Origin of the sequence: Aeromonas sp. FDAARGOS 1419 (genome assembly GCF_019047045.1) — a bacterium.
Classification (GTDB): domain Bacteria; phylum Pseudomonadota; class Gammaproteobacteria; order Enterobacterales; family Aeromonadaceae; genus Aeromonas; species Aeromonas veronii.
Genome location: NZ_CP077209.1, coordinates 3,248,914 through 3,268,801, shown reverse-complemented (window position 1 = coordinate 3,268,801; position 19,888 = coordinate 3,248,914). Strand labels below are relative to the sequence as shown.

Below are 19,888 nucleotides of genomic sequence, written 5' to 3'. Positions count from 1 at the left end.
CTGATGGAAGGCCAAAAATGCAAAAGGGGGATTTCTCCCCCTTTTTGATCCGATAGTGCTGCTTTGTCGTGTTATTCCAGCTGAATCCAGGTGCTTTTCAGCTCGGTGTACTTCTCCAGTGCATGAAGTGACTTGTCGCGGCCGTTACCGGACTGTTTGAAGCCGCCAAACGGCATGGTCATGTCGCCGCCGTCCCAGTTGTTGACGAACACGGTACCGGCGCGCAGGGCGCGGGAACCTTTCACCGCCTTGTTGAGATCCGCCGTCCAGATCGCCGCTGCCAGCCCATAGTCGGTGTCGTTGCCCAGCGCAATGGCCTCTTCCATGGTATCGAAGCCGGTCACCGCCAGCACAGGGCCGAAGATCTCCTCGCGGAAGATGCGCATCTCGGGGGTCACGTCGTCAAAGATGGTGGGTTCGATATAGAAGCCGCCACTCTCCATATTGGTGCGGTTGCCGCCCAGCAGTAGCTTGGCCCCCTCCTGCTTGCCAATCTCGATATAGCGCAGCACCTGTTCCATCTGGATGTGATCCACCATGGCGCCGATGCGGGTCGCAGGGTCGAGCGGGTTGGCCGAGATCCACTCGCGGGCATGGGCCAGCAGTCGCTCCATAAATTGCGGCTTGATGCTGTTTTGCACCAGCAGGCGGGAGGCGGCGGTGCACACCTCGCCCTGGTTGTAGAAGATGGCACCAGCGGCGCTCTTGGCTGAGGCGTCCAGATCCGGCGCATCCGCCAGTATGATGTTGGGGCTCTTGCCGCCGCACTCCATAAAGGCGCGCTTGAGGTTGGACTTGCCAGAGCACTCCACCAGATGTTTGCCGATCTTGGTGGAGCCGGTGAAAGTGATGCAATCCACGTCCATGTGCATGGCCAGCGCCTCGCCCACGGTGTGGCCAAAGCCCGGTAGCACGTTGAACACACCGTCCGGAATGCCCGCTTCCTTGGCCAAACCTGCGATGCGCAGGGCGGTCAGGGGGGATTTCTCGGAAGGTTTGAGAATGACCGAGTTGCCGGTCGCGAGCGCCGGGCCCAGCTTCCAGCAGGCCATCACCAGCGGGAAGTTCCATGGCACGATGGCGGCGACCACCCCGAGCGCTTCGCGGGTCACCAGTGCCAGGGCGGATTCCTCCACCGGGGCGACCTGGTCGTAGATCTTGTCGATCGCTTCGGCGTTCCAGGCGATGCAGTTGGCGGCGGCGGGAGCGTCATAGCCCATGGCATCGCCGATGGGTTTGCCCATATCCAGCGACTCCAGCAGCGCCAGCTCAACCTTGTTAAGGCGCATCAGCTCGGCGAAGCGCTGCATGATCTGTTTGCGCTGTTTCGGCGGCAGGCCGCTCCAACGCTTGTCGTTGAAGGCGTCACGTGCAGCCTGTACCGCCAGTTCGGCATCGGCGGCATCGCAGGCTGCTACCTTGGTCAGCAGCTTGCCGTTGGCCGGGTTGATGCAATCGAAGGTGGCGCCATTGACGGCATCCCGATAGCTGCCGTTGATAAAGGCTTGCGAGGGCAGGGTCAGATGGGCGGCCTTGTGTTGCCACTGGGCCAGGGTCAGGTCACTCATGTTCACTCCTTGAACCGGCAAAAGTCAGTTTCCGCGTATCAATATGCTAAACATCCTGCCGCTTGTAAATCCATCTTGTAACAATTCATTAAACATTGCTCCCCTGCCGATGCGCCTCTGAATGTCAGAAACTGGCGGGGGTGTTGGCCGAGATCAGCACGCACTCCTGTTCACCACTATTGCGAAAACGGTGGGGGGTGCGGCTGTCGAAGTAGTAGCCATCCCCGGCGCCCAGCAGGTAGATCTGCTCGCCCACGGTCACTTCAACCTCGCCCTTGATGACGATGCCGCACTCTTCACCCTCGTGGCTCAGCATGTCGTCGCCGGTGTCGGCGCCCGGTGGCAGCACCTCCTGCAACATGCCGATGGCGCGGTTGGCGCGGCTGTGCCCGACCAGCCGGTAGCTGATGGGATGCGTGCCGAGATCCGGCATATCGGCGGCGCGGAAGATCACTTCGGTGCCCATTTCGGTCTCTTCGGTGAAGAAGCTGGCCAGCGACATGGGGATGCCTTCCAGCACCTTGCGCAGGGAGGCGACAGAGGGGCTCACCTGATTTTTCTCGATCTGGGAGATAAATCCGTTGGTCACACCGGAGCGCTTGGCCAGCTCGCGCTGGGAGAGGGCTGCCTTGGTGCGAACCGCCTTGAGGCGGTGACCGATATCCATCTATAGACACTCCTTGACTGTTTACTATTATTAAAATTGTGTTAAATATCTTATACCACCCTGCTGATGCGTCTAGCTAGGGGTGGCACCAGACAGGGCGATAACGGGCCCTTTTTTATGGATTCAGGTGTTTAATTTAATAGGCATTGGCCGACAGTTGCTAAACACCTTAAGGATGAGGTGACCATGAAACCGATCAGCGACATCAATACGCCCTCCGACATGTCCGCCTTCTGGATGCCGTTCACCGCCAACCAGCAGTTCAAGGCGGCGCCGCGTATCCTGAAGTCGGCAGAGGGGATGTATTATCACTCAGAGGATGGCCGCAAGATACTGGATGGCACAGCCGGACTCTGGTGTTGCAACGCGGGCCATGGTCGGCGCGAGATTGCCGAGGCGGTCTCCCAGCAGATTTCCCACCTCGATTTCGCCCCCACATTCCAGATGGGCCACCCCCTGCCGTTCGAGCTGGCCAACAAGCTGGTGGAGATCGCTCCCAAGGGGGTTGGCCACGTTTTCTACACCAACTCAGGTTCCGAGTCGGTCGATACCGCGCTCAAAATCGCGCTGGCCTGGCAGCGGGCTCGCGGTCAGGGCACCCGCACCCGGCTGATTGGCCGCGAGCGTGGCTATCACGGGGTCGGCTTTGGCGGCATCTCGGTGGGGGGGATTCCCGGCAACCGCAAGTGGTTCGGCTCCCTGCTGACCGGGGTGGATCATCTGCCCCATACCCTCAATATCGCCAAGAATGCCTTCACCAAAGGGCTGCCCGAGGAGGATGTGGCGCTGGCCGACGAGTTGGAGAAGATCGTCTTTCTGCACGATGCCAGCAATATCGCGGCGGTGATCGTCGAACCCATCGCTGGCAGTACCGGCGTGCTGATGCCCCCCAAAGGCTACCTCAAGCGGCTGCGGGAGATCTGTACCAAGCACGGCATCCTGCTGATTTTTGACGAGGTGATCACCGGTTTCGGCCGCCTCGGTTCCCCCTTCGCCGCGCAGGAGTTCGATGTCATTCCCGACATGATCACCTGCGCCAAGGGGCTCACCAACGGCGCCATCCCCATGGGGGCGGTGCTGGTGCAGAAGCACATTTATGACGACATGATGGCGGCAGGCAAGGGGGCCATCGAGCTGTTCCACGGCTACACCTACTCCGGCCATCCGGTGGCTGCGGCTGCGGGGCTCGCGACCCTCGAGATCTATCGCAACGAGAACCTGCTCAGCCGCGCCGCCGATCTGGCGGGCTACTGGGAGGAGGCGGCCCATTCGCTGAAGGGCTGCAAGCATGTGAAGGATGTGCGCAACTACGGGCTGGTGGCCGGTATCGAGCTGGAATCGATGCCCGATGCGCCGGGCAAGCGCGCCTACGAGGTGTTCGTGCGCTGCTTCGAGAAGGGGGCATTGATCCGGGTGACCGGCGACATCATCGCCCTGTCGCCACCCCTCATCATCGAGCGCAGCCAGATCGATGATCTCTTCACCCTGCTGCAGGATGCCCTGCAGGCACAACCTTAACCCATTTGATGGCCCCGCACTGGCGGGGCCTTGCGTTGGTTTGCTCAGCGCATTTACCACATCAGTTATCACGGAGGATACATGACATACAGGGTCAGCAACTTCATCAACGGCCAGCCGCAGGAGAGTCGCAGCGAGCGCCAGGGGGCCATCTTCAATCCCGCCTGCGGCAAGCAGCAGGGGAGTGTGGGGCTTTCCAGCGCCGCCGAGTGTCAGGAGGCGATCGCCATCGCCGAGCGCGCCTTTGCCGACTGGTCGCAAACCCCCCCGCTGGTGCGGGCTCGGGTCTTTTTCCGCTTCAAGGAGTTGATGGAGCAGCACAGGGACGAGCTTGCCCAGCTCATCAGCCGCGAACACGGCAAGGTCTTCTCTGATGCGCAGGGAGAGTTGACCCGCGGGCTGGAGGTGGTGGAGTTTGCCTGCGGCATTCCCCATCTGCTCAAGGGGGAGCACTCTCTCAACGTCGGCCGCGGGGTGGACAGCTACTCCATGATGCAGCCGGTGGGGGTCTGCGCCGGTATCACCCCGTTCAACTTCCCGGCCATGGTGCCGCTCTGGATGTTCCCGGTCGCCATCGCCTGCGGCAATACCTTTATTCTCAAGCCCTCCGAGAAGGATCCCTCTCTCTCGCTGCGGATGGCCGAGCTGCTCAAGGAGGCCGGTCTGCCTGACGGCGTGCTCAACGTGGTGAACGGTGACAAGGAGGTGGTGGATGTGTTGCTGACCGATCCGCGAGTGGGTGCCGTGTCGTTTGTCGGCTCCACCCCCATCGCCCAGTACATCTATGCCACCGCCTCTGCCCACGGCAAACGGGTACAAGCGCTGGGCGGCGCCAAGAACCACATGGTGGTGATGCAGGATGCGGATCTCGATCAGGCGGTCTCCGCCCTGATGGGGGCTGCTTATGGGGCAGCGGGCGAGCGCTGCATGGCGATCTCGGTAGCCGTGGTAGTGGGTGACGAGACCGCCGATGCGCTGGTGGCCAAACTGACACCGCTGGTGGAAAAACTGCGGGTGGGCCCGGGGCTGGGCCAGAGCCCGGAGAACGAAATGGGGCCGCTGATCAGCAAGGAGCATCTGGCCAAGGTGCGCGGCTACGTTGATCAGGGGGTGGCCGAAGGGGCCGCGCTGCGGGTCGATGGCCGTACGCTGAGCCACGACGAGGGTTACTTTATCGGCGGCTGCCTGTTTGACGAGGTGACCCCCGAGATGCGCATCTACCGCGAGGAGATCTTTGGCCCTGTGCTCTCCATCGTGCGGGTGCCGGATTACGAGACGGCGCTGCGCCTCATCAATGAACATGAGTACGGCAACGGCACCGCCATCTTTACCTGTGATGGGGATACCGCGCGGGACTTCACGGCACGGGTGCAGGTCGGTATGGTAGGGGTGAACGTTCCCATTCCGGTGCCGATGGCGTTTCACAGCTTTGGCGGTTGGAAGCGCTCCATCTTCGGGCCGCTCAACATGCACGGGCCGGACGGGGTTCGCTTTTATACCCGGATGAAGACGGTGACGGCGCGCTGGCCCCAGAGCCTGCGCAGTGGTGCCGAGTTCTCCATGCCGACCATGAAGTGACGCGCTGGCGCGTGCTCATGGCCTAACCTCTTGCCCCCGCCGGTCGTTGATTGGCGGGGGCGAACTCTGTAAAGGAACAACAGATGCGATTGGGAATTCTCGATTGTGACCGGCTCGATCCCGATCTGGCGGATCGTTTTGGCCCCGTTTACTCCGAGATGTTTATCAGGGGCTTTGCGGCCCTGGCCCCCGAACTGGAATTTCGGGTCTGGTCGGCTCTCGATGGGGAGCTGCCGGAGGATCTGCACGAGTGCGATGCCTGGCTCATCACCGGCTCGCGCCACGACGCCTATAGCGATATCCCCTGGATTCAGGCACTGCGGGCATGGATCCGCCAGGCGCACGATGCCGACGTCAAGCTGGCCGGTGTCTGCTTCGGCCATCAGGTGATCGCCCAGGCGCTCGGTGGCGAAGTGGTGAAGTCTACCAAGGGGTGGGGGCTGGGTGTGTCGGTGCACCCCATGCTGGCAGATGAGCCCTGGATGGCGCCGGCGCGGGATCAGATCCGCATTCTGGCCAGCCATCAGGATCAGGTGGCCCTGCTGCCGCCGGGGGCGACCCGACTGGCGGGCAACGATTTTTGTCCCAACTTCATGTTCCTGCAGGGGAACAACATAGTGGCCATTCAGGGACATCCGGAATTTTCGGTGGAGTACAACCGGGCGCTGATCGAGCGGCGCCGCGGCCTGTTGCCCGACGAGCGCTACCAGAGCAGCCTCTCCTCGCTGGAGGGGGAGGTGGATTCGGCGACCATGATGCAGTGGCTGCTGCAGTTTCTGGGGATCCTGCCGCTGCGGGCTGGCGCGGCCTGAACCCGGTTTGTCAGCCACCCCTTCGGATGCTAGATTTTGTAGCAAAATGAAGGATCAAGCGCTGAAATGTCGGGATCGGATGGTACACTGGCCGCCCATGTGGCGGCCTGTTTGTCTGGCTTGATTGCCGTCCCGGCCTGAGCCAAACCTGTCTGAGCCAAACCAGTGTGAGAGTGTGACGCCTTGAAACTACAGCAATTGAAGTATTTGATCGCGATCCGGGACCACAACCTCAATGTGTCCGTGGCTTCCGATGCGCTCTTCACCAGTCAGCCGGGGGTCAGCAAACAGATTGGCCTGCTGGAGAGCGAGCTGGGGGTGCGGATCTTCGAGCGCCGTGGCAAGCACCTGCACCGCATCACGCCGGTGGGGGAAGAGATCATCAAGTGTGCCGAGGCAATGCTCAACATCGAGAGCAAGATTAAGGCGATCTCCCGCGAGTATCTGGATCCGACCGTGGGCACTCTCAACATCCACACTACCCACACCATCGCCCGCTATCTGCTTCCCAAATCGGTTACCTACTTCACCAAGAAGTACCCCAAGATCTCGTTCCACCTCCATCCGGTGATGTCGGCGAGCAAGGAGCAGATCAGCAAGGGTTACTCCGATTTTTCCATCGTTGCCCACGAAATTGGCTTCGACAAGGAGCTGATCGCGCTGCCCGCCTACCTCTGGACCCTCTCGCTGGTGGTGCCGCAGGATCACCCGCTGGCCAAGGTGAAGAAGCCGACGCTGGAGCAGCTCTGCCACTACCCCATCCTCAGTTACGAGAGCGGTGCCACCGGTCGGCAGGTGCAGGATGAGGTGTTTCAGGCGGCGGGGCTGACCCCGAGCTACTACATGACAGTAATGGATGCCGGAGTGATCAAGCGCTATGTGGAGCTGGGTTTTGGCATCGGCATCATCTCCTCGCTGGTGGCCAACGACACCGACAGCCCCGGGCTGGTCTCCATCAATCTGGAGCACCTGTTCAAGCCCTGCCCCGCCCAGATCTGCTTCAGCAAGAGCATCCTGCTGCAGAACTACATGTATGACTTCATCAGCTCCTTCTCGCCCCACCTCACCAAGGAGGTGATCCAGAGCGTGATGCAGCAGCCGACCCAGGCGCGCATCGACGAGCTGCTGGCCGGGGTGGAGCTGCCCATCTATTGATCCCGATCGGATTCCCGATCGCTGCCGGTTGTCTCTTCTGTCAGGCTGGGCTCTACTCGGGGTTCAGCCTGTCTCTTTTGGGCTATATCCATCGTCCGAGGTCTCTATGTCCCGCATTCTGCTGCTTGCCAATCTCAACTGTGATCATGTGCTCTCCCTCTCCGAACCGCTGGTGGCGGGGGCCCGGCTGCAATATGTGGATCAGGGGCGCAGGTTGGGGGGCGGCGCGGCCAACACCGGCATCGGGCTGGTATGGGCGGGCCACGAGGTGACCATTGCTTCCCGTATCGGGCTGGACGAGACCGGCGACTGGCTGCTGGAGCAGGCGGCCGGTTACGGGCTGGATTGCAGCCATGTGGAGCGCTTTGGCGGCGAGACCGGCGAGCTGCTGATCCTGGTCGACTCCACCGGCGAGCGCACCATACTGCGCCGCCCGCGGCGTCCCGACCTGCCCGGTGATCTGCCGCTGGAGGGGGTGGATTGCCTCTATGTGAACTATCCCGGTACCGCCATCATCAGCTACATGCGCCAGATGCTCGGCAAGAGCTTCGTGGTGGCCCAGTATCCCAAGGGCGGCCAAGCGCGCCGCCCCTGTCATGTGCTGGTGGCCTCCCGCTCCGATCTCGGCGAGGTGAGCGACCCCTGGCAACATGCCCGCCAGCTGGCGGGGGAGCAGATCGAATGGCTGGTGCTGACCGAAGGCAAGGCGGGCGCAGTGGCTATCCACGGCGATGAGCAGATCCGGGTCGCCGCTCGGCCCGTCTCGGTGGTCGATACTACGGGGGCGGGTGATGCCTTCGCCGGCGGATTGATACACGGATTGGCGCGGGGCATGGCCATCAAGGATGCGTTGCAGTGTGCGGTGGACTGGGGGGCGTTTGCCGTCGCCTCCGAGAGCTCCATTCCCTCGGTCGCGCTGAAAAACTGGCTGAAACAGCCCCACTGAACCACCTTGCTGGCGGTCGATTCAGGGGCGGTTCGCGGGCCATATGGCCGCTGGTCGAAGGGGCTTGGCGAGGGGGACTATTCGGTAGATTTACCCGCCATAAAGCGGGCAAACGCCGGGCTAACCCGGCAAGTTTGCGATCAATCAAAGAAAGTGTCGATTTATGTGCATCTTCATCGACACCCGGTTGTGCTGCTCTTAACCTGTCACTCCGCAACTCAGATTAAGAGACAGGCCCCCTCTGGCGAACCAATTGGCAAACAGAGGCGAACCGGTTGTCTCCTGCCTCTTAGCTCAATGTTGTCGTCCTGATTCCTGGCTTGTAGTAAGAGGCAAGTGCGACCATGCAACTGACACGATTTACCGACTACGCCCTGCGTACCCTGACCTTCCTGGCGGTTCAGCCGGGGGATCGTCTGTCGACCATTACCGAAGTGGCCGATACCTTCGGCATCTCTCGCAACCACGTGGTCAAAATTGTGCACCAGCTTGGCATCAAGGGGTACATTGAGACGGTACGCGGCAAGCACGGTGGCATCCGCCTCGGTCGCTCTGCAGTCTCCATCAATTTACGGGATGTGGTGATGGACATGGAGCATGTGCTCTGTCCGGTCGACTGCAAGCGCGAAAACTGCCGTCTCTCCGGTGGCTGCCGCATTCAGGGCATTCTGCGCCGCGCCATGAACGCCTTCCTCGAAGTGCTGGGCGAGTACACTCTGGCTGATGCGGTGCGCGATCCCAACCGTCTCTGCCACCTGCTGGGTATCGAGCAAGAGACTATTGTGACCATGGCCTGACAGGGCGTGGATATCGAACAAGATGTGAAAGGGGCCTGATGGCCCCTTTTGCTTTTGTACGCAGGTGGTTTTTAGCGACTGCCTGGCTGGCGGATCAGGGTGATGGCGCCGTGCAGGCAGGCGAGGCCACAGGCACCGCAACCATTGCAGGCATCCATATTGACGTTGATGCCGTCGGCCGTGGCCTTGATCGCCTGTTGCGGGCAGGCATCTTCACAGAGCAGGCAGTAGAAGCCCTGCCGTGCTTGGCAGCTCTCTTCAATCTGCACCCGGGTCTGCACCTGACGGCCCAGTTGCAGGTCGAGGGCGCCGGTGGGACAGGCTCTGGCGCAGCTGCCGCAGTAGCTGCACTGGCCGCAGGCGAGATCGAGCACCGGGGTACCGGCGATGGGACTCCCCTCGTACTCCTCCTGGGTGGCCGGTTTGAGCAGACCGCGCGGGCAGGCTTTGAAGCACTCGCCGCAGCGGGTGCAGAGGGAGAGGTACTGGGACTCCTCGATGGCCCACGGCGGGCGCGCTTCATGGCAAACCACGGCGGGCTTGCGGGAAGCTTGCCAACCTTGTGTCAGCCAACGGAGGAAATAGTGAGTCATGCTCGCCCCTGATACCTATTAGGGGTTAATTTTATCGAAGTTTCGGGAAGCAGGCCAGAGAATAGCGGCCGTCAGGATCGCAAGCGCAGTTGCCCTTGTGTAAGCTAGGCGGGTCTTTTTACGTGGTTGAATGAAAACATATGTGGCTATTTCTCTGGCGTGCGTCCCTGCTCTATGTCTTTCCCCTGCTGATGTGGGCCTACTGCCGCATCAAGGATATCGAGTTCGCCGAGCTCGATACCGGCGTCAACACCCACAAGTGGGTGGTGCTGGCCGCCTACCTCATCTACGTGGTGCTCTGGATCCTGGTTAACCGCTATCTCGAACTCTTCCTGCGCCAGCGGAGCCGTAAATGATCGAGCCTGGGCTCTGGGTCATCTTGCTGCCAGCCGCCGTGCTGGCCCTCGGGCTTGGCTGGCTGATCGGGCGGCGTACCGCCACGGCGCAGGCTCAGGAGCTGATGCTGGCGCAGGAGCGTTATCAGGCGCTGCAGGATCGCTTCGACGAGTTGCAGGATGAGCGGATGCAGGGCCAGCAGAAGCTGGATCAGCAGCAGACCCTGCTGATCAAGCTCACCGCCCGCCTCAAGGATGCGGAAGCGACCCTGCGCAGCGAACGGCTGGCCGCCGCCGAGAAGCTACAACTGCAACAGGAGGCGGAACTGCGCCTCAGCCAGCAGTTCGAGAATCTCGCCAACCGGATCTTCGAGCAAAACTCCGGCAACTTCCGCGAATTGAACCAGAACAGCCTCGATCTGCTGCTCACCCCGCTCAAAGAGCAGCTCGAGGGCTTTCGTCGTCAGGTAGGCGAGACCCACGCCCAGGAGACGGCCCAGCGCCACAGCCTCAAGTTCGAGCTGGAGCGCCTCGCCGAGCTCAATGCCCGCATGACCGAAGAGGCGGCGGCGCTGACCCGCGCCCTCAAGGGTGACAGCAAGCAGCAGGGCAACTGGGGGGAAGTGGTGCTGGCACGGATCCTCAGCGAATGCGGCCTGCGCGAGGGCCACGAGTACCACACCCAGGTCAATATCGAGGTGGAGAAGGGTAAGCGCTACCAGCCCGACGTGATTGTCCACCTGCCGCAGGAGAAGGACATCATCATCGACGCCAAGGTGTCGCTGACCGCCTACGAACGCTGGTACAACGCCGATGACGAGCTGGAGAAGGCGGTGGCGCTGAAAGAGCACGTCGCCTCGGTGCGCAATCATATCCGCGAGCTGGGTCGCAAGGATTACCAGCAGCTACCCGGGGTGCGTACCCTCGACTATGTGCTGATGTTCGTGGCGGTGGAGCCCGCCTTCCTCACCGCGATGGAGGCCGATCCCTCGCTGGTGCGTTATGGTCTCGACAACAATATCCTGCTGGTGAGCCCCACCAATCTCATGGTGGCGCTGCGCACCATCGAGAACCTGTGGCGCTACGAGCGGCAGAACCAGAATGCCCGCCAGATTGCCGAACGGGCCGGTCGCCTCTACGAAAAGCTGCGGCTGTTTGTCGAGGAGATGCAGCAGATGGGCGGCAGCCTGCACAAGGCGCAGGAGAGCTACGACAAGGCGATGGGACGGCTGGTCAACGGCCGTGGCAACCTGATCGCTCAGGTCGAGCGTTTCCGCGAGCTGGGGGTGGAGGTGACCAAGAGTCTGCCAGAACCTTTGGTAGAGCGAGCGCTGGAGCGCGACAAGGAGCGGGAGTAGTTTTTCCCCTTACAGCCATCAGCAAAAGGCCCAAACCCGGTTTGGGCCTTTTGCCATTTAGCTTTGTTAACAGGCGATGGATCCCATTCCCACTCGTCTTCTGAGTTTTTGGTATTGCTGGCCAAAGCTGGTTGTTTTTAGATCTGCACTGGTTGGTTGAGTCAATATATGAGCTGCGAGATAAAACATCCCTCGTTGTTTTAATGTCTGCGATCCATATTCCCCCCAACGGCTACCCCCTGTCTCATAGCTCGCTTCTTGCAGGGCGAAGATAACTTTCTCGGTAGGGTATGTATCTTCCTTACCGAATTGACCGAAAAACGAAGCGCGGAAGTGCCCAACAATATCTGGTGTAATATCCATCAAAAACCCTCTTTGTAAGAAGTAACCTCACGGTTACGCAATTAGAATGAGGGTGTTTGGAGTGTTGCTCAACTCATTGTTTATAATGGTTTTTCATTGACGAATTCGTCATGTGAGGCTTTTGGTTTTATGTCTGACCATGTAACAGGCAAATAAAAACTGCCCACCGAAGTGGGCCGTTGTTATTTGCAGTGCCGTTGTGGATCAGCGGCTGGCGGCGCGGGCGCTCAGTTCGGCTTTCTCGCTATCGCTCAGGAAGGCCAGAGTCAGGCCGTTCTGCTGGGCGGTGCGGATCTCGCTGGCGGTCATGCCGGCGGCCGGAGCGGCCACCTCATATTCGTGCGGCAGGTCGATCCCTTCCACCGCCGGGTCATCGGTGTTGAGGCAGGCCAGCACACCGGCAGCCAGGAACTGGCGGATCGGGTGCTCGGTCAGGCTCGCTACCGTGGTGGTCTGGACGTTGGAGGTGAGGCAGGATTCGATGCCGATGCGGTGCTCGGCCAGATAGGCCATCAGGGCCGGATCCTGAATCGCTTTGACGCCGTGGCCGATACGCTCGGCGCCCAGCTCGCGAATGGCCTGCCACATGCTCTCGGGGCCAGCGGCTTCACCGGCGTGTACCGTGACGCGCATGCCAGCATCGCGCACCTTGCGGAAGTGGTCGACAAAGAGTTCGCCCGGGAAGCCCAGTTCGTCACCGGCCAGATCGATGGCGACCAGCTTGTCGCGGTGGGCCAGACAGGCGGCCAGCTCCTGATTGCACTGCTCGGTGCCGAAGGTGCGGCTCATGATGCCGATCAGGTTGGTCTTGATGCCGAAGTCGCGGCTGCCCGCGGCCACGCCGTCGATGATGGCTTCTACTACACCCTGCGGGTGCAGCTTGTGGGCCATCGCCATATAGGCTGGGCTGAAGCGCAGCTCGGCATAGTCGATACCGGCGCGCAGCAGATCTTCCACGTTCTCGTAGGCGACCCGGCGGCAGGCGTCATAGTCAGCCAGCACGGCCACGCCCCAATCCAGCTTCTTCAAAAAGGCAACCAGACTCGGCTCGTTCTCGACGATCTGCACGTGGGGACGCAGCGCTTCCAGCTCGAAGGCGGGCAGCTGGATATTGTGTTGGCGACCCAGCTCGAGGATGGTTTGCGGGCGGATGTTGCCGTCCAGATGGCGGTGCAGGTCGGTCAGGGGGATAGATCTGTCAATCATGGGGGCGCCCTCGTCGAGTCAGGTTTGAAAGCCTGCCATTCTAGGCGGGGCTTTCAAAAAAGATACCCCGTTTATGGTTAAACGGGGTTCTGGCGGACGGTGATTTGTCAGGGCGTGATGGGAATCGTTTTTCCCGGGGACTCAGGAGAGATCGAGTTCCTTCAGCTTGCGGGTGAGGGTGTTGCGACCCCAGCCAAGCAGGCGCGCCGCCTCCTGCTTGTGGCCGTGGGTGTGCTCCAGCGCCGTCTCCAGCATGATCCGCTCGAACTGGGGCATGGCATCGGCCAGGATGTCTGTCTCTCCCAGCGCCAGCTTGCTGGCCACCCACTCTTGCAATTGCTGTTGCCAGCAACCGGGCATCGCCGGTTGGCCCGGTTCGGCGTTGTGGGTGATGGGGGTGAGCAGCTCGGCAGGCAGGTCGCCGACCAGCACTTCTTGCCCGGAGGCCATCACGGTAAGCCAGCGGCAGACGTTCTCCAGCTGGCGCACGTTGCCCGGCCAGGGCAGGCGGCTGATATAGGCCTGGGTATCCGGGTGCAGGCTCTTGGCCTCGACGTTCAGCTCTTTGGCTGCGCGCAGCAGGAAGTGACGGGCCAGCTGGGGGATATCCTCACGACGCTCCTTGAGGGCGGGGATGTGGATGCGGATGACGTTGAGGCGGTGGAACAGATCCTCGCGAAACTCGCCATCGGCGACCCGTTTCTCCAGATTCTGGTGGGTGGCGGCGATGATCCGTACATCCACCTGCACCGGCTGGTGGCCACCGACCCGGTAGAACTGGCCATCGGCCAGCACCCGCAGCAGTCGGGTCTGCACATCCAGCGGCATATCGCCGATCTCGTCGAGAAACAGGGTGCCGCCGTCGGCCTGCTCGAAGCGGCCGTGGCGGATATTGTTGGCGCCGGTAAAGGCCCCCTTCTCGTGACCGAACAGCTCCGATTCGATGAGATCTTTCGGAATAGCCGCCATGTTGAGGGCGATGAAATTCTTGTGGGCGCGCGGGCTGTGTTTGTGCAGCGCATGGGCGACCAGCTCCTTGCCGGTACCGCTCTGGCCGTTGATCAGCACCGAGATGCTGGAGCGTGACAGGCGACCGATGGCGCGGAACACCTCCTGCATCGCCGGTGCCTCACCGATGATTTCGGGAGTGGCGGTGGTCTCTTGCTGACGAGACTTGCGCTTGGTGCGCTGCTCCTTGAGGTGATTCTCGGCGCGGCGCACCAGGGTCACCGCTTCGTCGATATCGAACGGCTTGGGCAGGTACTCGAAAGCGCCTCGCTGGTAGGCGTTGACCGCGCTGTCGAGATCCGAGTGGGCGGTCATGATGATGATGGGCAGATCGGCCTGACGGCGATGGATCTGCTCAAGCAGGCTCAGGCCGTCGATGCCGGGCATCCGGATATCGGAGAGGATGACATCAGGCGAGCGCAGCTCAAGGGCGTGCAGCAGGGCTTCGCCATCGGCAAAGCTCTCGCAGTTGAAGCCTTCGCTGCCGAGAGTGCGCTCCAGCACCCAGCGGATAGAACTGTCGTCATCGACGATCCACACTTTGGCGGTCATGGGGTTCCCTTACTTGCGAAGCGGTAGAAAAATGGTGAATTCGGTGTGACCCGGCCAGCTGATGCAGTCAATCCGCCCTTTGTGCTGGTCGATCAGGTTCTGGGCGATGGAGAGGCCGAGCCCGGTTCCCCCCTCCTTGCCGGTGATCATGGGGTAGAACAGGGTGTCGCGAATGGCATCGGGAATGCCGGGGCCGTTGTCGATGATCTTGATCTCCGCCGCCAGCCGGTAACGCTGGCCGTGGATGGTGATCTGGAACGCGGTGCGTGTCTTGATACGGATAAGCCCGGTCTGATCCCCCAGTGCTTCGGCCGCGTTGCGCACTATGTTGAGAAACGCCTGCTGCAGCTGATCCGGCTCCATCTCGAATTCGGGGATGCTGGGGTCGTAATCCCGCTCGATGCGAACAGAGGGAGGGAGTTCGAGCTCCACCAGTCGGCGTACCTGCTCCAGCACCGAATGGACATTGTGCATCTGGTGACGGCCGGGGCGCTGGGGGCCGAGCAGCCGATCGACCAGTACCCGCAGCCTGTCAGCCTGTTCGATGATGATGCCGGTATATTCGCGCAGGGCCGGGTCCGGCAGCTCCTTTTGCAGCAGCTGGGCCGCGCCGCGCAGGCCGCCGAGGGGATTCTTGATTTCGTGGGCCAGCCCGCGCACCAGCTCCTTGGCCGCCAGCTGCTGGGCATGTTGCTGCTGCTCCTGACTGATCTTCTTCTGCTGGTCGATCTTGCGCAGCTCCACCACTAGCAGACGCTGTTCGTGGTCGGCCATCGGGGTGGCGCTCAGCTCCACCAGTCGCGGTTCTCCCTCTACCACCAGAGTCACTTCGCTATCGGTAAAGCCTTGCCCTGACGCGAGGCACTGCTTGAGTCGCTGCAAATCGAGGGAGATATGTTCCAGCAGATGGGGCAGTTCGATGCCGATCAGCCTGCGTTCACTGAGGGAGAGCAGCTGTTCAGCCGCTGGGTTGACGAACTGGATGCAGAGCCGCTCATCCATCAGGATCACGGCGGTCAGCAAATTATCCAAGAGTGTTTTGGCGTTGTCCGAGCGGGTTGGCACAGGTTTCTCCCTAAAACGGTGCTACACACCTGTTATGCACCGATATGGTGCATAGAGTTTACCCGCATCGGTGCGCTATATCACCCCTAGTCGGCTTTTGGGGTGGGTTTGGGAGCCGGCGTCACGCTCGCTCTATGCAGGTAAAAGGTGACTGCACTGGATTTAGCAAGGATCGTACCGTCTTTGGCGAGCAGCTCGAGCTGAGCCTCGTGGGCGCCGCGATCGACGTTTTCGACGCGGACAGAGAGGCTGTTGCTGACGATGGGGGCGGCTTTGCCATCCAGGGTCAGGCGCACATCATACTGGGTCGGAGGTTTGGGGCTGATGGTGCCCTGAAAGACGATGTTGCCTGTGTTGTCGCGCAGGGTGCTGCCCTGTTCCGGGGAGAGCAGTTCGATAGTCAGCTTGGCCGCCTCTTTCTCTTTCTTGGCATCGGCGCCGGTCAGGCTGTTGAAGTTATCCACCTGCACTGATCTGGGCGCGCTGCTGCCCAGCAGCGGAGCGACCCGCAGATCGACCTCTTTGGCGTTTTTGCCGGGTGGTGGCGCATCCGAGTAGTGGGTGATGCCATTGCCATCGACCCAGGAGTAGACCTTGGCCGCGTCCGCACCAAATGAGGTCAGCAACAGGAGGCTGAGCACCCCTATGCCATGTTTGTTGTTCATCCATCTCTCCTTGACGGTATTTTGCTTAATCCTATCAGAGAAAAAACCCGCCAGATGGCGGGTTTTGTCACGATTAAGCAAGCTGACCAGATTTAAACGGCCAGTCTGCTGAGCCTTAGACGGAGTAGTACAGTTCGAACTCCAGCGGGTGCGGAGTCATGCGCACACGGTCAACATCCTGCTGTTTCAGTTCCAGATAGGAGTTGATGAAGTCATCGCTGAACACGCCGCCACGGGTCAGGAACTCGCGGTCAGCATCCAGAGCGGCCAGGGCTTCGTCCAGAGAACCGGCAACAGTCGGCACTTCTGCGGCTTCTTCCGGCGGCAGGTCGTACAAGTTCTTGTCCATGGCATCGCCCGGATGGATCTTGTTGATGATACCGTCCAGACCGGCCATCAGCTGGGCAGCGAAGGCCAGGTACGGGTTGGCAGCCGGATCCGGGAAGCGCACTTCGATACGACGGGCTTTCGGGCTCGGCACTACCGGGATACGGATGGAGGCAGAGCGGTTGCGGGCAGAGTAAGCCAGCATGACCGGTGCTTCATAACCCGGAACCAGACGCTTGTAGGAGTTGGTGGTCGGGTTGGCGAAGGCGTTGATGGCCTTGGCGTGCTTGATGATACCGCCGATGTAGTGCAGCGCCATCTCGGACAGACCGCCGTACAGGTCACCAGCGAACAGGTTGACGCCGTTCTTGGCCAGAGACTGGTGGCAGTGCATGCCGGAGCCGTTGTCACCGAACATGGGTTTCGGCATGAAGGTAACAGTCTTGTTGTAGGCGTGGGCCACGTTGTGGATCACGTACTTCAGTACCTGTACTTCATCAGCTTTCAGCGTAAGAGTGTTGAAGCGGGTAGCGATCTCGTTCTGACCGGCAGTGGCCACTTCGTGGTGGTGAGCTTCAACGACCTGGCCCATCTCTTCCAGCACCAGACACATGGCGGCACGGATATCCTGGGAGGAGTCGACCGGTGCAACCGGGAAGTAACCGCCTTTCACGAACGGACGGTGACCCTTGTTGCCATGCTCATAGGCAGTGCCGGAGTTCCATGCGGCTTCTTCAGATTCGATTTTCACGAAGCTGTGGCCCATGGTGTTGGAGAAGGTGATGTTGTCGAACATGAAGAATTCCGGCTCCGGCCCGAACAGCACGGTGTCAGCGATGCCGCTGGACTTCAGGAAATCTTCTGCACGCTTGGCGATGGAGCGCGGATCGCGGTCGTAGCCCTGCATGGTGGCAGGCTCCAGTACGTCACAAACGATGTTCAGGGTGGTCTCTTCGGTGAACGGGTCCAGCTTGGCGGAGGCTGCGTCCGGCATCAGTACCATGTCGGATTCGTTGATGCCCTTCCAGCCGCCGATGGAGGAACCATCGAACATCTTGCCGTCTTCGAAGAAATCTTCATCAACCTGGTGAGCAGGGATGGATACATGCTGCTCTTTACCCTTGGTGTCGGTAAAGCGCAGATCAACAAACTTGACTTCGTGTTCCTGGATCAGGGCCAAAACGTTCTGGGCTGACATGCTAAGTAACCTCCGGTGTTAAAACTCTCTGGGTGAATGCGTCGTCGTATTCACATAAGCCAGTATCGTGCCAAGTTTGTGACAGCTTGATTTCAGGGCAATCTCGCTGAAGAGGCTCCCCAAAATCAGGCGATCTCGACTCGCGTTGCATCAATTTAGTGCGATGGTGGATCGTTTTGGTGCACTGTAATGGTGCGCGAAATACGGTCACTGCCCATCTAAGCAGGGTTTGTCAGAGAGGTCTATGATCCAGATCTGTTGTTATGCGCGAATGTACTGCAATTCTGCTAGGCAGATCACAAAGGCAAGAGTACAATTAGCGCCCAATTTTACCCGGTGATTGAGGCGAGAATGTTAGAGAATTTACGCAATATTGCGATTATTGCGCACGTTGACCACGGCAAAACGACTCTGGTTGATAAGCTGCTGCAGCAGTCCGGCACCCTGGACCGCTCCACGGAAGGCCAGGAACGGATCATGGACTCCAATGATCTGGAACGGGAACGTGGCATCACCATTCTCGCCAAGAACACTGCGATCCGCTGGAATGACTACCGCATCAACATCGTTGATACCCCGGGTCACGCCGACTTCGGTGGTGAAGTAGAGCGCGTACTGTCCATGGTTGACTCCGTGCTGCTGCTGGTTGACGCCGTAGACGGCCCGATGCCGCAAACCCGTTTCGTGACCCAGAAAGCGTTCGCTCAGGGTCTGAAGCCGATCGTGGTCATCAACAAGGTTGACCGTCCGGGTGCTCGTCCTGACTGGGTAATGGATCAGGTATTCGACCTGTTCGACAACCTGGGCGCGACTGATGAACAGCTGGATTTCAAAGTTGTTTACGCCTCTGCACTGAACGGTTGGGCCACCATGGATCAGGACGTCGAGTCCGAGAACATGGAACCGCTGTTCCAGGCTATCGTTGACAACGTTGAAGCGCCGAAGGCTGATGCCGAAGGTGGTTTCCAGATGCAGATCTCCCAGCTGGACTACAACTCCTACGTGGGCGTTATCGGTATCGGCCGTATCACCCGTGGTCGCGTCAAGACCAACCAGCAAGTCACCATCGTTGGTGCCGACGGCAAGACCCGTAACGGTAAAGTCGGTCAGGTGCTGGGTTACCTGGGTCTGTCCCGTACTGAAGTTACCGACGCGCAAGCGGGTGACATCATCGCTATCACCGGTCTGGGCGAGCTGAAAATCTCCGACACCATCTGTGACAACGGTGCCGTTGAAGCCCTGCCGCCGCTCTCCGTTGACGAGCCGACCGTGAACATGACCTTCCAGGTCAACACCTCACCGTTCGCCGGTAAAGAAGGCAAGTTCGTGACCTCCCGTAACATTCTGGAGCGTCTGAACCAGGAGCTGGTCCACAACGTGGCCCTGCGCGTGGAAGAGACTGATGATCCGGACAAGTTCCGTGTATCCGGTCGTGGTGAACTGCACCTCTCCATCCTGATCGAAAACATGCGTCGCGAAGGTTACGAACTGGCAGTGTCCCGTCCGGAAGTAATCCTGCGTACCGTTGATGGCGTTCTGCAAGAACCGTTCGAAACCGTCACTGTGGACGTTGAAGAAGCGCACCAGGGTTCCGTGATGGAGCAACTGGGTCTGCGTAAAGGCGAAATGACCAACATGACCCCGGATGGCAAGGGTCGTGTCCGTCTGGACTTCATGATCCCGAGCCGTGGTTTGATCGGCTTCCAGACCGAGTTCATGACCATGACCTCCGGTACCGGTCTGCTGTACCACACCTTCGACCACTACGGTCCGCACAAGGGTGGCAGCATCGGCGAGCGTCAGAATGGCGTACTGATCTCCAACGCTACCGGTAAAGCACTGACTTACGCCCTGTTCGGTCTGCAAGACCGTGGTCGTCTGTTCATCGGTCACGCGACCGAAGTGTACGAAGGCCAGGTGATCGGTATTCACTCCCGTTCCAACGACCTGACTGTTAACTGCCTGAAAGGCAAACAGCTGACCAACATGCGTGCCTCCGGTACCGACGAAGCTCAAGTACTGACTCCGCCGATCCGCATGACTCTGGAACAGGCTCTCGAGTTCATCGATAACGACGAACTGGTAGAAGTGACTCCGAAAAACATCCGTATCCGCAAGAAATTGCTGACCGAGCTGGATCGCAAGCGCTCTGGCCGTGGTTAATGCCATGTGCTGAG

18 protein-coding genes are annotated in these 19,888 nt (G+C 60.3%); 9 read left to right on the top strand and 9 right to left on the bottom strand.

The features are described from left to right. Window positions 1-71: 71 nt before the first annotated feature. Together I6L49_RS14830 and I6L49_RS14825 are read right to left on the bottom strand one after the other, a co-directional pair. Window positions 72-1,568, bottom strand: a complete 1,497-nt coding sequence (locus tag I6L49_RS14830) for an aldehyde dehydrogenase (RefSeq protein WP_216949826.1) — start codon at window positions 1,566-1,568, stop codon at window positions 72-74. 124 nt (window positions 1,569-1,692) lie between these two features. Next, window positions 1,693-2,235 (bottom strand): cupin domain-containing protein, encoded by a 543-nt coding sequence (locus tag I6L49_RS14825; protein WP_005339643.1) that lies wholly within the window; start codon window positions 2,233-2,235, stop codon window positions 1,693-1,695. 186 nt (window positions 2,236-2,421) lie between these two features. Between I6L49_RS14825 and I6L49_RS14820 the strand changes: the two genes are divergently transcribed. The 6 genes from I6L49_RS14820 (at window position 2,422) to I6L49_RS14795 (ending at window position 9,041) form a co-directional block, all read left to right on the top strand. Continuing rightward, a complete protein-coding gene (locus tag I6L49_RS14820; protein ID WP_216949825.1) occupies window positions 2,422-3,753 on the top strand; it encodes an aspartate aminotransferase family protein in 1,332 nt (443 codons plus the stop codon). A gap of 81 nt (window positions 3,754-3,834) precedes the next feature. Next, the gene (locus tag I6L49_RS14815) at window positions 3,835-5,331 is read left to right on the top strand and encodes a CoA-acylating methylmalonate-semialdehyde dehydrogenase (protein ID WP_216949824.1); all 1,497 of its coding nucleotides are present in this window, start codon (window positions 3,835-3,837) and stop codon (window positions 5,329-5,331) included. A gap of 83 nt (window positions 5,332-5,414) precedes the next feature. Beyond that, window positions 5,415-6,143 (top strand): glutamine amidotransferase, encoded by a 729-nt coding sequence (locus tag I6L49_RS14810; protein ID WP_069527013.1) that lies wholly within the window; start codon window positions 5,415-5,417, stop codon window positions 6,141-6,143. 183 nt (window positions 6,144-6,326) lie between these two features. Further along, the gene (locus I6L49_RS14805; protein WP_058052042.1) at window positions 6,327-7,298 is read left to right on the top strand and encodes a LysR substrate-binding domain-containing protein; all 972 of its coding nucleotides are present in this window, start codon (window positions 6,327-6,329) and stop codon (window positions 7,296-7,298) included. A 106-nt stretch (window positions 7,299-7,404) separates the two neighbouring features. Then, window positions 7,405-8,244 carry a PfkB family carbohydrate kinase gene (locus tag I6L49_RS14800; RefSeq protein WP_216949823.1) on the top strand — a complete coding sequence of 280 codons (840 nt, stop codon included), beginning with the start codon at window positions 7,405-7,407 and terminating at the stop codon, window positions 8,242-8,244. A gap of 344 nt (window positions 8,245-8,588) precedes the next feature. Beyond that, window positions 8,589-9,041 (top strand): Rrf2 family transcriptional regulator, encoded by a 453-nt coding sequence (locus tag I6L49_RS14795; RefSeq protein ID WP_005339654.1) that lies wholly within the window; start codon window positions 8,589-8,591, stop codon window positions 9,039-9,041. 71 nt (window positions 9,042-9,112) lie between these two features. Here I6L49_RS14795 and I6L49_RS14790 read toward each other — a convergent pair whose 3' ends face one another. Continuing rightward, on the bottom strand, window positions 9,113-9,634 hold the full coding sequence (locus tag I6L49_RS14790; RefSeq protein WP_005339657.1) for a ferredoxin-type protein NapF: 522 nt from the start codon (window positions 9,632-9,634) through the stop codon (window positions 9,113-9,115). 140 nt (window positions 9,635-9,774) lie between these two features. On the opposite strand from I6L49_RS14790, the gene I6L49_RS14785 reads away from it, so the two are divergent. Together I6L49_RS14785 and rmuC are read left to right on the top strand one after the other, a co-directional pair. Then, window positions 9,775-9,990: a hypothetical protein gene (locus tag I6L49_RS14785; protein WP_005339659.1), complete on the top strand. Its 216-nt coding sequence runs from the start codon at window positions 9,775-9,777 to the stop codon at window positions 9,988-9,990. Then, window positions 9,987-11,327 carry a DNA recombination protein RmuC gene (rmuC, locus tag I6L49_RS14780; RefSeq protein ID WP_216949822.1) on the top strand — a complete coding sequence of 447 codons (1,341 nt, stop codon included), beginning with the start codon at window positions 9,987-9,989 and terminating at the stop codon, window positions 11,325-11,327. The genes I6L49_RS14785 and rmuC overlap by 4 nt, the downstream gene beginning before the upstream one ends. Before the next feature lie 66 nt (window positions 11,328-11,393). Here rmuC and I6L49_RS14775 read toward each other — a convergent pair whose 3' ends face one another. The 6 genes from I6L49_RS14775 to glnA form a co-directional block, all read right to left on the bottom strand. After that, window positions 11,394-11,690, bottom strand: coding sequence for a hypothetical protein (locus tag I6L49_RS14775; RefSeq protein WP_216949821.1), 297 nt, complete (start codon window positions 11,688-11,690; stop codon window positions 11,394-11,396). A 204-nt stretch (window positions 11,691-11,894) separates the two neighbouring features. Beyond that, window positions 11,895-12,896, bottom strand: a complete 1,002-nt coding sequence (add, locus tag I6L49_RS14770; RefSeq protein WP_139461799.1) for an adenosine deaminase — start codon at window positions 12,894-12,896, stop codon at window positions 11,895-11,897. Window positions 12,897-13,037: 141 nt separating this feature from the next. Next, window positions 13,038-14,456, bottom strand: coding sequence for a nitrogen regulation protein NR(I) (gene glnG, locus I6L49_RS14765; protein WP_139438200.1), 1,419 nt, complete (start codon window positions 14,454-14,456; stop codon window positions 13,038-13,040). A 9-nt stretch (window positions 14,457-14,465) separates the two neighbouring features. Continuing rightward, window positions 14,466-15,521, bottom strand: coding sequence for a nitrogen regulation protein NR(II) (gene glnL, locus I6L49_RS14760; protein ID WP_139444367.1), 1,056 nt, complete (start codon window positions 15,519-15,521; stop codon window positions 14,466-14,468). Between the two features lie 86 nt (window positions 15,522-15,607). Continuing rightward, window positions 15,608-16,186, bottom strand: coding sequence for a DUF4124 domain-containing protein (locus I6L49_RS14755; RefSeq protein WP_005356205.1), 579 nt, complete (start codon window positions 16,184-16,186; stop codon window positions 15,608-15,610). Window positions 16,187-16,301: 115 nt separating this feature from the next. Further along, window positions 16,302-17,711, bottom strand: coding sequence for a glutamate--ammonia ligase (gene glnA, locus I6L49_RS14750; RefSeq protein ID WP_005339672.1), 1,410 nt, complete (start codon window positions 17,709-17,711; stop codon window positions 16,302-16,304). A 351-nt stretch (window positions 17,712-18,062) separates the two neighbouring features. Here glnA and typA point away from each other — a divergent pair, with 351 nt between their 5' ends. Continuing rightward, window positions 18,063-19,874 (top strand): translational GTPase TypA, encoded by a 1,812-nt coding sequence (gene typA / locus I6L49_RS14745; RefSeq protein ID WP_005339679.1) that lies wholly within the window; start codon window positions 18,063-18,065, stop codon window positions 19,872-19,874. Window positions 19,875-19,888: the final 14 nt, after the last annotated feature.

Bases quoted from the DNA above. Each gene is read 5' to 3' on its own strand.
- I6L49_RS14830 (WP_216949826.1), bottom strand. From the start codon at position 1,568: ATGAGTGACCTGACCCTGGCCCAGTGGCAACACAAGGCCGCCCATCTG.
- I6L49_RS14825 (WP_005339643.1), bottom strand. From the start codon at position 2,235: ATGGATATCGGTCACCGCCTCAAGGCGGTTCGCACCAAGGCAGCCCTC.
- I6L49_RS14820 (WP_216949825.1), top strand. From the start codon at position 2,422: ATGAAACCGATCAGCGACATCAATACGCCCTCCGACATGTCCGCCTTC.
- I6L49_RS14815 (WP_216949824.1), top strand. From the start codon at position 3,835: ATGACATACAGGGTCAGCAACTTCATCAACGGCCAGCCGCAGGAGAGT.
- I6L49_RS14810 (WP_069527013.1), top strand. From the start codon at position 5,415: ATGCGATTGGGAATTCTCGATTGTGACCGGCTCGATCCCGATCTGGCG.
- I6L49_RS14800 (WP_216949823.1), top strand. From the start codon at position 7,405: ATGTCCCGCATTCTGCTGCTTGCCAATCTCAACTGTGATCATGTGCTC.
- I6L49_RS14795 (WP_005339654.1), top strand. From the start codon at position 8,589: ATGCAACTGACACGATTTACCGACTACGCCCTGCGTACCCTGACCTTC.
- I6L49_RS14790 (WP_005339657.1), bottom strand. From the start codon at position 9,634: ATGACTCACTATTTCCTCCGTTGGCTGACACAAGGTTGGCAAGCTTCC.
- I6L49_RS14785 (WP_005339659.1), top strand. From the start codon at position 9,775: ATGTGGCTATTTCTCTGGCGTGCGTCCCTGCTCTATGTCTTTCCCCTG.
- rmuC (WP_216949822.1), top strand. From the start codon at position 9,987: ATGATCGAGCCTGGGCTCTGGGTCATCTTGCTGCCAGCCGCCGTGCTG.
- I6L49_RS14775 (WP_216949821.1), bottom strand. From the start codon at position 11,690: ATGGATATTACACCAGATATTGTTGGGCACTTCCGCGCTTCGTTTTTC.
- add (WP_139461799.1), bottom strand. From the start codon at position 12,896: ATGATTGACAGATCTATCCCCCTGACCGACCTGCACCGCCATCTGGAC.
- glnG (WP_139438200.1), bottom strand. From the start codon at position 14,456: ATGACCGCCAAAGTGTGGATCGTCGATGACGACAGTTCTATCCGCTGG.
- I6L49_RS14755 (WP_005356205.1), bottom strand. From the start codon at position 16,186: ATGAACAACAAACATGGCATAGGGGTGCTCAGCCTCCTGTTGCTGACC.
- glnA (WP_005339672.1), bottom strand. From the start codon at position 17,711: ATGTCAGCCCAGAACGTTTTGGCCCTGATCCAGGAACACGAAGTCAAG.
- typA (WP_005339679.1), top strand. From the start codon at position 18,063: ATGTTAGAGAATTTACGCAATATTGCGATTATTGCGCACGTTGACCAC.